Below are 16,425 nucleotides of genomic sequence, written 5' to 3'. Positions count from 1 at the left end.
AAGTTGAGGCCTGGCATGCGGATAACTCAAGCGACCCTGGAACACCTGGACCTGTTGACCCCGCTTTTCGTCAAATACCGCGAGTTTTACGGCGCATTGCCATTTCCTGATTCAAGCCGCGCGTTCCTCGAAAAACGCCTGCGCCGCAAGGAATCCGTGATCTACCTGGCACTTGCCGATGACGATGACAAAAAGCTGCTCGGCTTTTGCCAGCTGTATCCAAGTTTTTCCTCACTGTCCCTCAAACGCGTATGGATCCTCAACGACATCTACGTGGCCGAAGACGCTCGCCGCCAGCTGGTGGCCGACAACCTGATGCGTACCGCGAAGAAGATGGCCAAGGAAACTCACGCGGTGCGCCTGCGTGTGTCCACCAGCAGCGACAATCAGGTGGCGCAGAAAACCTACGAATCCATAGGTTTCAAGGAAGACACCGAGTTTAAAAACTACGTGCTCCCGATCAGTGAAGACTGACAAAAATTATCCCTGTAGGAGCAAGCTTGCTCGCGAACATCGATAACGATGACGCATTCTTAGTGAATGAACGCGGTGTGCTGAGGTTTTTCGCGAGCACGCCCGCTCCTATGGCGACATTCCCCGCTACAAAACCAACACGCTTTTCACGACTCTATCCGTATAATGCGGACCTTTCAGGGTCGTAAGAAATACGCCACAACCTTGTAGTCTTATTACCCGAAGCCTCCGCACAGGCCCGCTGAGCCAGGCCATTCACACAGGTGCCCTCCATGGATTTCAACCCGCTCGACCTTATCCTGCATCTCGACGTGTACCTCGACATGCTGGTGAGAAACTACGGAGTGTGGATCTACGCCATTCTGTTCCTGGTTATCTTTTGCGAAACCGGCCTGGTGGTCATGCCCTTCCTGCCGGGTGATTCGTTGCTGTTTATCGCCGGCGCCATCGCCGCAGGTGGCGGCATGGACCCGGTATTGTTGGGCGGCTTGCTGATGCTCGCGGCCATCCTGGGTGACAGTACCAACTACGTAATCGGACGAACGGCCGGGGAACGCTTGTTCAGCAACCCCAACTCGAAAATCTTCCGCCGCGACTATCTGCAAAAAACCCACGACTTCTACGACAATCACGGCGGCAAAACCGTAACCCTGGCGCGCTTCCTGCCGATCCTGCGGACCTTCGCACCGTTCGTTGCAGGCATCGCGAAAATGCCTTACCCGCGCTTCTTCGGTTTCAGCGTGTTCGGCACCATTTTGTGGGTGGGCGGCCTGGTGACCCTGGGCTACTTCTTCGGCAACGTGCCGTTCATCAAGAAAAACCTGTCGCTGCTGGTGGTGTTCATCATCCTGCTGTCGCTGGTACCGATGATCATCGGCGTGTTCCGCAGCCGCTTTGGCCGCAGCTCCTCCGAAGCCAAGCCGCAGTAACCGGCGATGTGGTCCCTCAGCGCCTGGCGTCGCCGGCGCCTGCTGGCCAGGCACCCGATTGCCGATGAAACGTGGCAGCGGGTGCGCCACCACCTGACCTTCCTCGACGGCATCACCGGCGAGCAAGACCAGTGGCTGCGGGAAGCCTGTGTGGTGTTCCTCGCCGAAAAGCACCTCACCGCCCTGCCCGGCGTCGAACTGCACCAGGAACAACGCCTGCTGCTCGCAGCCCAAGCGCAACTGCCGCTGATGAACCTTGGCGACCTCGACTGGTACCAGGGTTTCCACGAGATCGTGCTGTACCCCGACGACTTCCTCAGCCCCCAGCGTCATCGCGACGCCAGCGGCGTGGAACACGAGTGGGACGGCGAACACAGCGGCGAAGCCTGGCAACAGGGCCCCGTGATCCTCGCCTGGCCCGGCGTGCTGGCCAGCGGCAACTGGGAAGGCTACAACCTGGTCATCCACGAACTGGCCCACAAGCTGGACATGCTCAACGGCGACGCCAACGGCCTGCCACCGCTGCACAGCCACATGCGCGTGCAGGAATGGGCCAGCGTCATGCAAAGCGCCTTCGACGACCTCAACCGCCAGCTCGACCACAACCCGGACGCCGAAACCGCTATCGACCCCTACGCGGCGGAAAACCCGGCCGAGTTCTTCGCCGTCACCAGCGAGTACTTCTTCAGTGCCCCGGATTTGCTGGTCAGCAGCTATCCACAGGTGTACGAGCAACTGAGCCACTTCTACCGCCAGGATCCCCTGGCACGCTTGCATCTACTGCAGGCCGGCGACGTGCGGTATCAGACTGAACGCCAGGCGCCCTACGACGTCTGACGCATGGCATCGGCGTCAGAATATGCCTATAATCGCCGCCACTTTTAGGCCAATCCGGCCATGTTTCATGGCCAACTACGGGGGCAACGCCCAATGAGCTACAGCAAGATTCCGGCTGGCAAAGACCTGCCGAACGACATCTACGTCGCCATCGAGATTCCGGCCAACCACGCGCCGATCAAATACGAAATCGACAAAGACAGCGACTGCCTGTTCGTTGACCGTTTCATGGCCACCCCGATGTTCTACCCGGCCAACTACGGTTTCATCCCCAACACCCTGGCAGACGACGGTGACCCCCTCGACGTGCTGGTCGTGACCCCTTACCCGGTTACCCCAGGCTCGGTTATCCGCGCACGCCCGGTCGGCATCCTGAACATGACTGACGACGGCGGCGGCGATGCCAAAGTTATCGCAGTGCCACACGACAAGCTGTCCCAGCTGTATGTCGACGTGAAGGAATACACCGACCTGCCGCCACTGCTGCTGGAACAGATCAAACACTTCTTCGAGAACTACAAAGACCTCGAAAAAGGCAAATGGGTGAAGATCGAAGGCTGGGGCAATGCAGACGCCGCCCGCGCCGAGATCATGAAGTCGGTCGCTGCCTACAAAGGCTGATACCGCTACTCGTTAAAAAGAAGCCCCGATTAATCGGGGCTTTTTTTGTGGGAAAAATATAAACACTGAATGACTTGAATAAACACATCTACAGTAATCGTTTAACTAGTTTAGTTAACTAATTGAATCAGCCTACAATAAGGAAACACCTACATACAGCAACTCAACGCATGGTTTATTTGATCTGTTTTGACGGCCAGTAAACTCTGCGTTTATGAATACATCAGGTGATCGCTTAAGAGCGCTATTACGGGAAGTTCATCTTTCCGCTTCCGACTTCGCCAAGAACCGCGATGTTACGCCTCAACACGTAAACAACTGGTTCAAACGCGGCGTCCCCATGGGCCGACTCAACGAGTTCGCAGAACTGCTGTGCGTCACCAGCCGTTGGCTGCGCACCGGCGAGGGCCCCAAACATCCACCCGCCAACTACCTGCTGGAAGGAACCGATGCAGACATATCCCACCGTATAGCCCGCGAGAGCACCGGCAACTACATCGCCCACCCCGTCGCGGGCCCGGTAAAAATCGACGTGGAGATTCCCCTCCACCCCACCTTCACCTCAACCGAAAGCATCCGCCTCTCCCTGCACACCCTTGAAAGCATCGACGTAAGCCCGGAGCGGGCACTGGGTGCCTACATGGTCGGCAACAGCATGATCGACATCATCCAGGACGGAAGTACCCTTGCCATCGACTGCGGGCGCAAACAGATCATCGACGGCGAAATCTACGCGGTAGAGCACGACGGAATGTTGCGCATCAAATACCTCTACAACCGGCCAGGAGGCGGCCTGAGGATGCGTAGCCACAACAGCGCCGAGCATCCGGACGAGTTTTTGACCTATGAACAGCGCCACGAGCAGAACTTCGAAATTCTGGGTTGGGTGTTCTGGTGGGCGACCCTGAATAACCGCCGCCCGCCGGTGCCGTTGGATGCGCATTTATTGGGCTACGAAGGCTCTAAATCGGATCCGAAGCTGGGAAATTGAAGCGAATGTGGGTATTATGCGCCGCACATTTGGTAGGGGGCTGGCGTGAGCCGGTCCGCCCTGCCTGGCGATGCGGAGGAGTTCCCGCTGATGCCCCTTTATCACCTGGATGTGAGTTCAGGTGAACGATTTGAAGGCTGGTGAGGTTTACCAAAAATAAGCTGAACCAGTCCCCGAGAAGCCGGCCACAAGCCGGCTTTTTAATGCCCGGAAGAAAGTCGGAGCGCGAAGTTACCTCACCTCGGCTGCAAACAATCCAGCGCTCGATCCACCACCACCTTCGACATTTCCACCAAATGCATCACCGCCCGCTGCGCACCGTTCAGCGGCTCGGTCGACGCCTGGGCGGTCGCCACGGCGCAATGCAACAACTCGGCAGCGTGGGCCAAGGCGTCTTCGAAACTAAGGTCGTCATCAACGGTATACGGGTTGGGTGAAGGCGGTGCTTCAGGTGCCTTGAGGTAGTGATCGATCGCTCGGCGTGTGGCCTCACTGTCGTTGAGCAAGGCTTTATGGGACGTGGGTGGATCGGGGGTAACTTTGACCATGGTAGAACTCCAATCGAACGTTTGGAGCCACCACCTCTCGCGACTAAACGAAGGTGGCAGCTGTACGCAGGTTAGTCGACCGGTCGATTGGAAACCCGGCGCGCCCGAAAGCGCCCTGCGCACAGCCACCATAAAGTGCAGGCGAAAAACGGCCTGACTCATGAACTGATCGTGCGCCAATCGAATCCGGGCGACTAAACCCGATCACTGAATAGGCAGTGACGGAACGCAGACTAGTCGCGGGATTTTGCTGGCGCAAGCGCTTGGAATTCTCTAGGAAACGTCCTGCAAATGAAAGGGATGCGTCTTCCTGGCCATTCCCAATCACTGCAACATCTTGACTCTCCCCTTAAGGTCACACCTCACCCTGAAAGCCCTAGTTTCAGGACTCCACCGCCATGAGCCAACGCATCCTGGTCATCCTCGGCCACCCTTCCAGCACGAGCTTCTGTTGCGCCCTCACCGACACCTACATCACCCGCGCCAACACCGCCGGCCACGAAGTACGCGTCCTGCGCCTGGGCGACCTGACGTTCGACCCCATCCTGCACAACGGCTACAGCCAGGCCCAACCTCTTGAGCCAGACCTGCTCAACGCCCAATCCGACATCCTGTGGGCCAATCACCTGACGTTTGTTTTTCCCATCTGGTGGGGCGGTATTCCGGCATTGATGAAGGGTTTTATCGAGCGGATTTTCCTGTCCGGTTTCGCCTTCAAATACCGCAAGGGTAAGGCCTTCCCCGACAAACTCCTGAAGGGCCGAACCGCGCATTTGCTGGTGACCCTGGACACGCCGCCGTGGTATTACAGGTGGTTCTACCGCATGCCCGCGCTGCATCAGATGCGCAAGACGACGCTGGCGTTTTGTGGCATCCAGCCGATCAAGACGTTGCAGTTCGGACCGATACTGGGCTCCACGCCACAGCAACGGGACCGATGGCTGCAACAGGCCGGCGCACTCTTTGGGAAAAGGACTTTTCATGTACATCGGCAAAGCCGCGCAGTTGTCGGGCACCACGATCAAGGCGATTCGTCACTATGAGGCGATTGGCCTGTTGCCGCCGCCACAACGGGAAGGTAAATATCGCATTTATTCCCCACAGAACGTCGAGCTGCTGAGTTTTATCAAATGCGCTCAACAGCTAGGGTTCAAGCTCAAGGAGTTGCAGGTGATTCTGCGAGGTTACCAAGGTGATGAGCTGCCCTGGCAGCGGGCGAATCGGGCCATTGCAGACAAGAAACAACAGCTGGTCAATCAAATCGAGGCCCTGCAACGCGTGCATGCAGGCCTGGTTGAGTTTGAAGCAAGTCGCGAGGGTGTATCAGATTTTTGCCTGCCGGCTGATGGCGGCCCGCCGTAAGGCAGGCCGCCGGGATCAGGGGCGCGATGCCTTAACGCACCACCGTAAACTCCGCTTCGATCACCTCTCCCATTTCGCGCCATGCGTGAAACCGCTGACGCTGCTCTTTACGTTGAGCCACGTCGCGCTTCACGCCCTCTACCGTTGCTGTCAGTTCGACAAAGTCTGCAAAGAAGGTTTCGGTAAATTTCGGGCTGTTGATCAGCACCAGTAATTCACTGCGCTGGGTCTCAAAGTTTTTCACCATCTGCTCGAGTGCTTCGCGAAAGGCCCGTTCGCGCTTGGCTTGCTCCCAGGTATCCCAGGCTTCCATGGCCAGGCCGAACACCGCCAGTGCGCCATTGAGGCCCTTGGCAAGGTTGACGGCGCCCCACGGTTTGAATTTGAGCATTTTGCCCAAATCCAGGCCGACGATTTTGGCGGCACTGACCAGGCCATCCCGGGTAGCGAGAATGGTGCCGTTATTGATCAGGTTACTTTTGAGTACGTAGTCCAGGCCTTGCTTGCCGAAGACTTTTACCGCGCTGTTGAAGTGATTGACCTCGGCGTCAAAGCCCACTTTCATCTTGCTGACTTCAAGGGTGACAGCCCTGAGCTGGCGCTCAAATTCGTTTTGCAGGCGAGTGGTCACCATGACGCCTTCGCTGCCGACTTCACGCTCGAAAAAGTCAGAAAACGTTTCCTGGCTGAGGCCCTTGGCTTGCAGGATCAGGTCGGCGAAGTACTCCCCCACAAACTGACGCAGGTTGCCACGCACGTCTCCAATTTGCGCGTCGGTAGAGGTCAATTGTTTTTCCAGGCGCAGGCTCATGGTGGTCAGCTTATCCACCTCCTCACCGATCTTTTCATCGTTCTGCACCGCGATGGGCAGTTGCTTGTCGAGCACGTCGCGGATGACACTGTTCTTGGTCTCTTCCACGATTGCGACCGCACCGCCGTTGTCCTTTATCTTGCGCAACGTCGCTTCTTGCAATGTGCCGATGTGGGAAAGAACCTTGAACTCGTCCAGGTTGCCCAGCCAGTACTCGGTGCCTCGGTCAAACGGGTTGGCGGCCACGGCAATGACTGCCAGGGCATCGGCCTCGCTTGGCGTGAGGCTGATCAAGTCGCGCAGGCGCTCGGTGACATTGCGCTGCTTGATCTTGAGGTGGTCCTGATACTCCGGCTCGTCTTCCACATCCACCACTTCATCGAAGCGGCTGAGTACAAACACGGTACGTGGCAACAGGTTCAAGGTTCGGAACAGCCACGTCAGGTCGTCCTTGTGGCTTTCCTTGATCGGGTTGGTGGAGTTCATCACGTACAGCACCAGGTGCGCTTCGCTGACGTACTTCTTGGTGATGTCTTTGTACTTTTCGATCGCGTCGGTTTCAGCGTTGAACTGCTCTTTGAAACCGAATAAACCCGGGGTGTCGATCAACACAAACTCTGAACTGACGTCATACACTTTAACTTCGTTGGAAGACTCCTGATGGCTGATGTTCATGCTGGACTTATCCAGCTTCTCCATCCAGGCCGCGGCAATGGAAGTCTTGCCTTCGGAAAAACCGCCCACCAAGGCGATTTTCAGTTTATCGCCAGCAACGCCCTCGATAGCCGTTTGCAACTTGGCCTTGAGGTTCTGATCGATCTGTACCCCAACGCTTTCGCCCTGCTGTAGGAAGGCCTGGAGCTTCTCCAGGATTGCCAGCGCCCGGGTCTGCTGCGCTTTGAATGCACCGAGTGTCTTTTCCATTATTTGGCACCTGCTAATTCGATTTTGGTAGACAGTTTGTTCAGCTCGGCGATGGACTTGATCAGCGTATTATTGATTTCGCTGACCTGGCGCACCGGCTCGGCCAGGGCGTCCTTGAGGCCTTCGACTTTCTTTTCCAGTTCAGGAAAGGCATCGGCCAGGCTCTCGTGCAGAGACTTGCGCAGTTGCGCAGTGATCTTGTCGAGGTTTTCGTCAACCGACTTACGCTGTTGAGCCATTTTGTAATCGCTGCTGAAAAAGCCGATGACTGCCTTGACTGCACCGAAAAACACTCCGGCGATGCCCAACGCCAGGATCACCCAGCCTGCCGGGTTCCAGAACAACAGCGCACCGCTGCCCAGGGTGATCAGCAAGTTCTTTACCTTGAGCCCATTGTCGATGTCGATCTTCAAGTCAAACTGGGTGTCCATCCGCCCTACCCGCACCTTTGCGTAAGCTTCCAGCAGCTCATTGGCATACTCCTGGAATCGCTCGATGACGTCGGCGATATCCGCCTGGAAGCGTTGCAGTTCAGCGTCCATTTTCTTCGGCAACTGCGTCTCAAGCGTGGCTTGGCCTTCTTGTATCAACGTTTCGAACGCGGCCTTGAAGCTGTCATTGCTGATGTCGCTTTCAATACGCTTGTAAAGGTGACGTCGAACCGTATTTTTAAAGGTGTTAATCGCTTGCTCACCCTGGGTTTCCAAGCGAGTTTTCAAACCCTTGAGGCTGATGTCCAATTGGTCGCAAGAGCCCTTTACGTCTTCTTTCAAACGGTCCCGCAAAGGCATGAAGGATTGAAGGCGCAAGGCGTCGAACTCGTCCTTGGCATTCATGACCACCCGATTGGCCTTATTGAAGTTGGAGCGCCGGATTTTGTGCTTGTAATCGCTGACCAGGTCACCCGTCAGGACCTGATGAAAGTGCCGGATATTGGTTTTATTCAGCACTTCCTCCACCGTGAAGTTGGCGAGAAACTTGGCCTTGTTCTTGGCATGGGGAGAACCGGGCGGCAGGCAATCGGCAACGGCCAGGAACGCAGGCTGGGCACTCAGGGGAATGACCTTCTGGTAGTTATCACCCAGCTGCTCGCGCATTTTTGTGTTCAGGTCGTCCAGGCTGGCCAGCTCGTCTGCACTCACCAAATCGCCTTTTAGCAGCATCGGGTGAGTCACCCGTTTATTGAACAACGTCCAGACTTCAGTTTGCGCCCCCAGGTGTTCTTTGATTTTTTCCAGGGTGCCCTTGTTGGTACCCTCGCCCTTCTGTGGCGCGGCCGCTTTGCCTGTCACATAAAAAACCGCGTGGGCCTTGCGCACCGCCGACCAAATGCTGTCGATCACCTTCGCTTCCTTGCCCTCAATCCCCGGCACATCCAGCAAGACAAACTGTTGATCGCCAGCGCGAAACTCATAGCCTTGGGTATCGAGGGTGAAATCGGAACTGCCATTGCCGATGATCCCACCGTCGGCGAAGGCATTCAGCTGTTCCAGTTGCTGCTCCAGGCGGGCGCGCTCAAGCTCTGCCGCCGTTTTTAGTTGCAGAGCGTCAAGTTGCTGTTTCTTGAGGTGCTCCACAGCAGCGATGCCTTCAGCTTCTGCGGCATCAAGGGCCAGTGCGCTACGCACCTGCTGATGCTCTTCTGGCAGCTTGCGAAACGTATTCAGGAGCTTGTGCCACAGTGAAGCGTTTGCCTTCTTGTCTGCCACCTGCAGTTGCAGGCGAGAGACTTCATCCACAAGCACGCCACGACGGTCATCATGAAAGCGCACCAGTTCAGCGAGCTTCAGTTCAAGATCGGCCAGCAGCTGTTCGCCGTCCTGGCTCGACTGCAGTAACGCCGCGAAGTTTTCTTCAGTCAACCCGGCCTTCACTTGCAGGGCTTTGTACTGCGCCTGGGTTTCAACCTTACTGCGCTCTTCAAGCAAGATCCGCAGCGTTTCAATGATCGTCGACTTTCCGGCGTTGGTTTCACCGTAGAAAGCGATGGTGAACTTATCCCACTCGGCGCTCCCTTCCAACGCAGCAATGTGTTCATTGATTTGCGTCTGGAATTGCCCCAGCACTTCGCGAGTTCGGCTCTGAGCCTTGGACACTTGTTCATCCGTCGACGATGCTCCGAGCTTTTTTAAAATCTCATCGACTTCACGAGCCACGCTCGAATAAATGTGCTTCGGGGATGCCAAATCAATACTCATCAGAGCTCTCATCGTTTCATTGAAAGAATGTCGAATCTCGCGGTTGTAATCAGCTACTGATCAGTGAGGCGATCACAGGATTACCGCCCTGCTGTCTGGAAGAACAGGGCAACGGCGGAGTAAGTCAGAGGGTATGCAGACATGAGAAAACTCCTTCTTCCGGGGTCTCGCTGTTTTCAGAATCCATCCAAGCGTCGAGGTGCGCCAACCCGGCCCACTGCCCTGCAAGGCACTGAGCGGTGCAAGCGCACGCGAATTTCGCCGGTGGATGCTACTTGAACAGGTGGCTATTAGCCATCCGACTAAGGCAGGGGCCGTATTCAGCGCTCTTTATTCCGCCGGCGTAGAGACCACCATCAGCGCCGCCACCCGCGCCCGCTCCGCCCGCAACGCCCGCTTCAACTCACGGTTCTCCATCTCCCGAATCTTCGCCCAGCGTGTTGCGGTGCGACAGCCCATCACAAATTTCCAGATCTCCCGCAGCCGCAAATACTGCATCAGCAGCACCAGCAGAATCACACCGATCAACACCAGCGCACCTGTCGAAATCAACTCCGACATACCCATGTCCTGTTTCCTTTTCCAAGCTTCAGGCGATCCCGAAGACAGCCACACGATATGTAGCCTTTGATTACAGGTCCATACTGTGGACAGATACAGGTAAAGTAATGGCACACATGGGAGGGGTCATGAAACGCAAGCAATCCATTGAGCAAGTACGCTGGGACCTGGCACTTCGCTATCGCTTGATCGAGACCGTCGCCTGGTGGGAAGGGCGCCTGACCACGGGGCACTTGATCCAGAGCTTTGGCATCAGCCGGCAGCAGGCGTCGAAAGACATCAACACATACATCAACGAGCATGCGCCCCGAAACTTGACATATGACAAGCAGCTCAAGGGCTACGTCCCGAGCAAAGTGTTCAAGCCAAGGTTCATCGACGACAGCGCCAGTGCCTATTTGCACCTGTTGTACCAGAACAATGAACGGGCGCCGCACATTGAAGGGCTGGCGTTGGCCTATGCCCATACCAAGGTGTTGGAGGTGCCTGACCGCAGCATTCGGCCGCAGATTTTGCGCCCGCTGCTCAAGGCCTGCCGCGAGGGGCTGCGCCTGGAAACCGAGTACGTTTCCCTGGCCAACCCGGAGCCGGAAATTCGCCTGATAGCGCCTCATACCCTGGTGTACACCGGCATGCGCTGGCATGTGCGCGCCTACTGCGAGAAGAACCGCAAGTACCGCGACTTTGTACTCAGCCGTCTGAGGGGCGAGCCGGAGTTGCTGGACAAGTCAGAAAACCTGATCGACGAGGACACGGTATGGGAGACCCCCGTGGACCTGATCATCGCCCCGGACCAGCGACTGTCGCCGACCCAGCGGGCGATCATCGAGACGGACTTCGGCATGGTCGACGGGCAGTTGGTAATCCCCAGTCGCCAGGCGTTGGTGAAATATGTCCTGCAGCGTTATCAGATCGATCCGAAGAACCTGGACCCTAAACCTGAAGCCCAGCAGATCGTGGTCAAGAACCTGCAAGAGCTGAAACCCTGGCTGTACGATTGATCAGCGCGGGTTCCTCCCCGGTGCAATGCCTGGGGGGGCTCGGTGGTCAATGAGACGAATCGCTGTCTTACGTAGTGCCGGGCGCCGGCTCGGCACGGAAAAAAACTCCCACCTTGTAAGCCCAATCTGATTTTCCGAACCATTCGTCCAGCCCCATTTTGCTGTTGCAGACTCCGACGCCTCGCCCTTGCAGAGACGTCACGGATGACTGCTTCTTCGTCCCATATTGCCCATATCGAACACGAACTGGATGGCTTTCATCGGAGCCTGGCGGTGTATCGCCAGCAGGTGGGCGCCTGGTATTCGCAGGCGCTGGACAAGGTCAGTCATGGGGCAGATTTGCCCTCATTGCTGGGGATGGATCGAATCATTCGGGTGGGAGATTCGAGCCAGTCGGTGAGCATGACCGATGACAATTTCTCGACAGTGGTGCGCTGTGAGGTCGGCGGCGTACTGGAGATCGAGAGCAAGTTCGAGTCGGTGTATGACGTGCCGCTGGGAGGTATTCCCGTTGAGGTGATTGGGCTGGATGACGGCAGTTCAACCGTGGTCATGCTCGATGAACAGGGGAAAGGTGCTCACCCCTGTGTGGCCGGCAGGCGTTACCGGGTGCGGGTGCAGGGTGGGGTTTCGCTGGAGCAGGTCGAGGCGCTGTTCTCGTCTTACGACGGGTTGATCGCAGACCTGGAACGCTGGCTTCGCGAGCAATGGGACGGTTTCAGGCCGCACTGGGAAAGGTCCACGTCGAGCGCGATTGGCAACGGCTTGCTGGCGGGAAGCTGGGCGGCGATTACCGGCGTGTGGGACGCCATCAAACAGGTGCAGGAGATCTTCAAGGATCCCGGCAAGTTGTTTGAAAACCTGGGAGACAAAGCCCACGAGCTGATGGAACTGGCCCGCACTGCACCCAAGGTCATGGAACAGGCCATGTTGCTGGCCAGTGATGAGGCGGCGCTGTACCTGATGTTGCGCACGGCGATGATTTGGCTGTCTGCGTTGCCGCCGAGCGAGGTTGCCGGTAGTACCGCCGGGGCGGTGGCCGGGTTTGTGGTGTCGTTGCTGATCGATTTGTTGGTGGCAGCCTTGCTGACGGTGGTTTTGCCGGCAGCGGGCATCGCCTATTTGAGTTCGCGTGTACTCAGGTACGGCGCCCGGATTGTTGAGGCGGCCATTCAGTTTGTGAAGGGCATATTCAGCGTTCTTCAGAGTTTTATGGGGGCGGTGGGGCGTTATAAAACGGTAGCCGTTCGGGGCGCCGTTGAAGGGTTGAAAAAGGGTGGCGTGCAGATGCGCTGGGGGCCGCGTCAGAACAGCGTGATTCGAGAGAAGGCGCATGTAGATGATGCACCGGCTTCTGCGAAAAACCCTGGAGGAGATGCGGCCGCTCCCGCAGATAAGACTGCAACCAATGGCTGCCCGGTGTCGATGGTTACCGGTGAGGAGCTACTGACCCTCACGGACGGCTCGTTGGAGGGTGTGCTGCCATTTGCCTGGACGCGGTTGTATCGCTCCAGTGCGGTGGAAGTGGATTGCGGGTTGGGATTTGGCTGGAGTCATTCGCTGGCGCAGCGGTTGGTGGTTAGCGGTGAATCGGTGGTGTGGACCGATCACGAGAACCGCAGCACCACCTTTCCCCTGCCCTCTGCTGCGCGACCGGCCATCACCAACAGCCTGGCGGAGGCGGCGATTTATCTGGGCGCTTTGCCGGATGAATTGGTGCTGGCTCAGGCCTCACTTTTCTACCACTTTCGCGACGGTGTGCTGACGTCGATCAGTGACGCGTACGACAACCGGCTGCGCATTTCCCGCGATTATTCAGGGCGGATTCAGCGGGTCGATAACGGCGTTGGTCATGGATTGATGCTGCGGTATGACCGCGGGCATATCGTTGCGGTCGACTATCAGGTGCAGCGGGAGCTGGACTGGATTACCGAACAGAACGTTGTTGCCTACAAGTATGACGACGCTTGGCGGTTGATTGAGGCGACCAACGCTGTCGGCGAAAGCGAGCGTTATCGGTACGACGATCAGCAGGTGATCCTGGAGCGGGAACTGGCTGGTGGGGCGAGTTTCTTTTGGGAGTGGGAACGGTCTGGCAAGGCTGCAAGGTGTGTCCGGCACTGGGCCAGTTTCTCGCAGATGGACACGCGGTATGTGTGGGATGACAACGGCAGTGTCACCGTGCACAACGCCGATGGCAGCCAGGAAGTCTATGTGCACGACCAGCGCGCACGGCTGGTGCAACGGATTGATCCAGACGGCGCGCAGCACTTCAAATCCTACGATGAAAAAGGCCGGCTGACGGTCGAGCAGGATCCGCTGGGGGCGGTGACGGCGTATCAATACGACGAAGCCGGTCGGTTGATTGCGCTGTTTCCCGGTGACGATGCGCCCACGTCCTACGAGCATGACAACGGTTTCGTACGGGTTGTACGCCGTGGTGACGCGGTGTGGAAATACCAGCGTAACGACCAGGGCGACATCACCCGCAAGACCCATCCGGACGGTAATTACACCGAATACACCTACACCAAACACGGAAAACTCTCCGGCGTCTGGTATCCGGACAACAGCAGCCAGCGGCTGACCTGGAACGAGCGTGGTCAGCTCACCGAGGAAAAACTGGCCAATGGCGGTGTGCGGCGTTATCGCTATGACGACCTGGGGCGGCAGGTTGCCTGCGAGGATGAGCATGGCGCACTGACCCAGTACCAATGGGACGCTGTGGGCCGTTTGCTGAAGGTGATTCAGCCCGACGGTGGCACTCGCGAATTCAGCTACAACCCGTACGGAAAAATCACCGCCGAGCGCGATGAACTGGGTCGGGTTACGCGCTATGAGTACGCCGACGGTCTGCACCTCATCAGCCGGCGCATTAACCCCGACGGCACGCAGCTCAAATACCGTTACGACAATGTCCGGTTGTTACTGACCGAGATTGAAAACGAGGTTGGCGAAACCTATCGGCTCGACTATCACGCCAATGGCCTGATCCAGCAGGAAACCGGGTTTGATGGCCGCCGTACCGCCTACGTTTATGACCTCGCCGGGCACCTGCTGGAAAAGACCGAATACGGTGACGATGGCAGCCAGCTGGTTACCCGATATGAGCGCGATGTTGCCGGTCGCCTCGTAAGAAAAACCCTGCCCGACCGCAGCATTGTCGATTACACCTACGACCGCCTCGGAAACCTTCTCAGCGTCGATGACGGCCACTGGCCGCTGCACTACGAATACGACCTGCAAGACCGCCTCACCGCCGAACACCAAGGCTGGGGCACCTTGCGCTATGGATACGACGAATGCGGCCAGCTCGAAAAACTACGCCTGCCCGATAACAACCGCCTCACCTTCTTGCACGACAAGGGCGGCGACCTCGCCACCGTCGAGCTCAATGGCAAACCGCTCACTTCGCACCTGTTCAAATCCGGCCGTGAACACCAGCGCCAGCAAGGCCAGCTCCTAAGCCACTACCACTACGACGACCAGGGCCGCCTGCACGCCCACGCCATCACCCAACAGGAACAACGCCACCAGCGCCGCCAATACGACTACGACAAACGCGGCAACCTGACCCGCATCCTCGACACCCGCAAAGGCCAGCACGACTACCACTACGACCCGCTCGACCGCCTGACCCGCGCCAACCACTCACACGATCTGCAGGAACGCTTCGTCCACGACCCGGCGGGCAACCTGCTGATGCAAGACCGCGTCGGCCCGAGCGTGATCAAAGGCAACCGCCTGTTGATGCAAGGCGACCGCCATTACGACTACGACGCCTTCGGCAATCTCCTGCGCGAACGTCGGGGCCGCGCGCAACAACTGGTCACCGAGTACCGCTACGACTGCCAACACCGACTGATTGCTGTCATCCAGCCGGACGGTACCCACGCCAGCTACCGCTACGATCCCTTCGGGAGGCGAATCGCCAAAACCCTAAAAGGCCAGACCACCGAGTTCTTCTGGCAAGGCGACACCCTGATCGCCGAGCACAGCGCCGATCACCACCAAAGCTACCTCTACGAACCCAACAGCTTCCGCCCGTTGGCGCTGCTGAAAGGCTACGGCCCGGAAGACGTAAAACCCTTCCACTACCAACTCGACCACCTCGGCACGCCACAAGAACTCACCGCGCCCGACGGCGAAATCGTCTGGTCCGCGCACTACCGCGCCTATGGCCAAATCGCAAAGCTGGACGTCAACACCGTCACCAACCCGCTGCGTTTCCAGGGCCAATACTTCGACCCGGAAAGCGGGCTGCACTACAACCGCCATCGCTACTACAATCCGGACATTGGCCGCTACCTGACGCCCGACCCCGTGAAGCTGGCGGGCGGGCTGAACGGATACCAGTACGTGCCCAACCCGACGGGGTGGGTGGATCCGCTGGGGCTGAATACCTGTCCGGGTGCGAATGGTTGTAAACCGGACGTCAGGGTCGCAAATCCAGCAAACAGTGCAAGCGTCAATCACAGCTCCCCACGCGCGCCAAGCGCAGCCGTAAAAAAAGAACAAACTGTCAGGGTTAGGCACTACACCAACAGAAAAGGATTAACCGGAATAGAACAAGCAGGAGAGATTTTCGCGCATGACAACAACCGTGTTTACATGGAACCAGCAAAAAATAAGGTTCTAAGTGCTGCCGACGTTCAAGACCGCTATCAGGTTGACTTGAGTCGAGGACGAGACTATGTAGAAACAGATGTTCCGAAACACATGCTGGAGTGGCTGAAAAATCCGCGCTATGGTTCCTTGGAGCTAACCGTCGAAGGCAACCTAAAATTAATCAACCCTAATTTTGTAAAGAGAAAATAATATGTTAAAACAAAACAAAGAAATAACCATGTCTGGAGAAAACGCTTTAGAAGCATTAAAAGAAATCGAATTCATGCTAGTTTCATTGCGAAAAATGGGAACATACTATATTGGAAAGCCGCAAAATGAATACCAAGATGCCACCACTAAATTCATAGACAACTTCGGCATCACTGGCCGACTGGCAAAGGTTCGAAGGTTAATATGCGAAGGCTTTGATACCACTTTGGGGGAAGACGACATGGATGACTTGGAACGTCATATGCAAGACCTTGAGTTCTGGAAGCCGACCGATGAAACCCTGAACAAGTGACAGTTTTACTTATAAAAAACCTCACACCAAATCTGGT

At 57.0% G+C, this 16,425-nt stretch carries 14 protein-coding genes; 10 read left to right on the top strand and 4 right to left on the bottom strand.

What is annotated here, in order from left to right; genetic code table 11:
* Positions 1–15 precede the first annotated feature (15 nt).
* The 5 genes from ACZRN6_RS21550 to ACZRN6_RS21530 all read left to right on the top strand — a co-directional run bounded on the left by ACZRN6_RS21550 (position 16) and on the right by ACZRN6_RS21530 (position 3,852).
* Positions 16–474 carry a GNAT family N-acetyltransferase gene (locus ACZRN6_RS21550; RefSeq protein ID WP_322147735.1) on the top strand — a complete coding sequence of 153 codons (459 nt, stop codon included), beginning with the start codon at positions 16–18 and terminating at the stop codon, positions 472–474.
* Positions 475–746: 272 nt separating this feature from the next.
* Positions 747–1,403, top strand: a complete 657-nt coding sequence (locus tag ACZRN6_RS21545) for a DedA family protein (RefSeq protein ID WP_464008802.1) — start codon at positions 747–749, stop codon at positions 1,401–1,403.
* 6 nt (positions 1,404–1,409) lie between these two features.
* The gene (locus ACZRN6_RS21540; RefSeq protein WP_322147736.1) at positions 1,410–2,240 is read left to right on the top strand and encodes a M90 family metallopeptidase; all 831 of its coding nucleotides are present in this window, start codon (positions 1,410–1,412) and stop codon (positions 2,238–2,240) included.
* A 93-nt stretch (positions 2,241–2,333) separates the two neighbouring features.
* The gene (ppa, locus tag ACZRN6_RS21535) at positions 2,334–2,861 is read left to right on the top strand and encodes an inorganic diphosphatase (RefSeq protein ID WP_003237090.1); all 528 of its coding nucleotides are present in this window, start codon (positions 2,334–2,336) and stop codon (positions 2,859–2,861) included.
* Positions 2,862–3,075: 214 nt separating this feature from the next.
* Positions 3,076–3,852, top strand: coding sequence for a LexA family transcriptional regulator (locus ACZRN6_RS21530; RefSeq protein WP_464008801.1), 777 nt, complete (start codon positions 3,076–3,078; stop codon positions 3,850–3,852).
* Between the two features lie 236 nt (positions 3,853–4,088).
* Here ACZRN6_RS21530 and ACZRN6_RS21525 read toward each other — a convergent pair whose 3' ends face one another.
* Complete coding sequence (locus ACZRN6_RS21525; protein ID WP_322147739.1) at positions 4,089–4,400, bottom strand: DUF6124 family protein; 312 nt, start codon at positions 4,398–4,400, stop codon at positions 4,089–4,091.
* 398 nt (positions 4,401–4,798) lie between these two features.
* Here ACZRN6_RS21525 and ACZRN6_RS21520 point away from each other — a divergent pair, with 398 nt between their 5' ends.
* Both ACZRN6_RS21520 and ACZRN6_RS21515 read left to right on the top strand, forming a co-directional pair.
* Positions 4,799–5,443 (top strand): NAD(P)H-dependent oxidoreductase, encoded by a 645-nt coding sequence (locus ACZRN6_RS21520; protein WP_464008800.1) that lies wholly within the window; start codon positions 4,799–4,801, stop codon positions 5,441–5,443.
* Positions 5,382–5,762, top strand: a complete 381-nt coding sequence (locus ACZRN6_RS21515; RefSeq protein ID WP_464008799.1) for a MerR family transcriptional regulator — start codon at positions 5,382–5,384, stop codon at positions 5,760–5,762. The genes ACZRN6_RS21520 and ACZRN6_RS21515 overlap by 62 nt, the downstream gene beginning before the upstream one ends.
* Before the next feature lie 31 nt (positions 5,763–5,793).
* Here the strand turns inward: ACZRN6_RS21515 and ACZRN6_RS21510 are convergent, their stop codons facing one another.
* The 3 genes from ACZRN6_RS21510 to ACZRN6_RS21500 form a co-directional block, all read right to left on the bottom strand.
* Entirely contained in the window at positions 5,794–7,497 is a 1,704-nt protein-coding gene (locus ACZRN6_RS21510) for a LeoA/HP0731 family dynamin-like GTPase (RefSeq protein WP_464008798.1), read from the bottom strand.
* Complete coding sequence (locus ACZRN6_RS21505; protein WP_322147744.1) at positions 7,497–9,593, bottom strand: AAA family ATPase; 2,097 nt, start codon at positions 9,591–9,593, stop codon at positions 7,497–7,499. The genes ACZRN6_RS21510 and ACZRN6_RS21505 overlap by 1 nt, the downstream gene beginning before the upstream one ends.
* Before the next feature lie 432 nt (positions 9,594–10,025).
* Entirely contained in the window at positions 10,026–10,262 is a 237-nt protein-coding gene (locus ACZRN6_RS21500; RefSeq protein WP_464008797.1) for a hypothetical protein, read from the bottom strand.
* A 122-nt stretch (positions 10,263–10,384) separates the two neighbouring features.
* Here ACZRN6_RS21500 and ACZRN6_RS21495 point away from each other — a divergent pair, with 122 nt between their 5' ends.
* The 3 genes from ACZRN6_RS21495 to ACZRN6_RS21485 all read left to right on the top strand — a co-directional run bounded on the left by ACZRN6_RS21495 (position 10,385) and on the right by ACZRN6_RS21485 (position 16,388).
* Positions 10,385–11,257 carry a WYL domain-containing protein gene (locus ACZRN6_RS21495; RefSeq protein WP_322147746.1) on the top strand — a complete coding sequence of 291 codons (873 nt, stop codon included), beginning with the start codon at positions 10,385–10,387 and terminating at the stop codon, positions 11,255–11,257.
* 204 nt (positions 11,258–11,461) lie between these two features.
* A complete protein-coding gene (locus ACZRN6_RS21490) occupies positions 11,462–16,075 on the top strand; it encodes an RHS repeat-associated core domain-containing protein (RefSeq protein ID WP_464008796.1) in 4,614 nt (1,537 codons plus the stop codon).
* Position 16,076: 1 nt separating this feature from the next.
* On the top strand, positions 16,077–16,388 hold the full coding sequence (locus ACZRN6_RS21485; protein WP_464008795.1) for a hypothetical protein: 312 nt from the start codon (positions 16,077–16,079) through the stop codon (positions 16,386–16,388).
* Positions 16,389–16,425: the final 37 nt, after the last annotated feature.

This window comes from Pseudomonas sp. A125, from assembly GCF_055409485.1.
The sequence above is the reverse complement of the archived record's forward strand: the minus strand, read 5'-3'. Positions and strand labels throughout refer to the sequence as shown.

Bases quoted from the DNA above. Each gene is read 5' to 3' on its own strand.
- ACZRN6_RS21550 (WP_322147735.1), top strand. From the start codon at position 16: ATGCGGATAACTCAAGCGACCCTGGAACACCTGGACCTGTTGACCCCG.
- ACZRN6_RS21545 (WP_464008802.1), top strand. From the start codon at position 747: ATGGATTTCAACCCGCTCGACCTTATCCTGCATCTCGACGTGTACCTC.
- ACZRN6_RS21540 (WP_322147736.1), top strand. From the start codon at position 1,410: ATGTGGTCCCTCAGCGCCTGGCGTCGCCGGCGCCTGCTGGCCAGGCAC.
- ppa (WP_003237090.1), top strand. From the start codon at position 2,334: ATGAGCTACAGCAAGATTCCGGCTGGCAAAGACCTGCCGAACGACATC.
- ACZRN6_RS21530 (WP_464008801.1), top strand. From the start codon at position 3,076: ATGAATACATCAGGTGATCGCTTAAGAGCGCTATTACGGGAAGTTCAT.
- ACZRN6_RS21525 (WP_322147739.1), bottom strand. From the start codon at position 4,400: ATGGTCAAAGTTACCCCCGATCCACCCACGTCCCATAAAGCCTTGCTC.
- ACZRN6_RS21520 (WP_464008800.1), top strand. From the start codon at position 4,799: ATGAGCCAACGCATCCTGGTCATCCTCGGCCACCCTTCCAGCACGAGC.
- ACZRN6_RS21515 (WP_464008799.1), top strand. From the start codon at position 5,382: ATGTACATCGGCAAAGCCGCGCAGTTGTCGGGCACCACGATCAAGGCG.
- ACZRN6_RS21510 (WP_464008798.1), bottom strand. From the start codon at position 7,497: ATGGAAAAGACACTCGGTGCATTCAAAGCGCAGCAGACCCGGGCGCTG.
- ACZRN6_RS21500 (WP_464008797.1), bottom strand. From the start codon at position 10,262: ATGGGTATGTCGGAGTTGATTTCGACAGGTGCGCTGGTGTTGATCGGT.
- ACZRN6_RS21495 (WP_322147746.1), top strand. From the start codon at position 10,385: ATGAAACGCAAGCAATCCATTGAGCAAGTACGCTGGGACCTGGCACTT.
- ACZRN6_RS21490 (WP_464008796.1), top strand. From the start codon at position 11,462: ATGACTGCTTCTTCGTCCCATATTGCCCATATCGAACACGAACTGGAT.
- ACZRN6_RS21485 (WP_464008795.1), top strand. From the start codon at position 16,077: ATGTTAAAACAAAACAAAGAAATAACCATGTCTGGAGAAAACGCTTTA.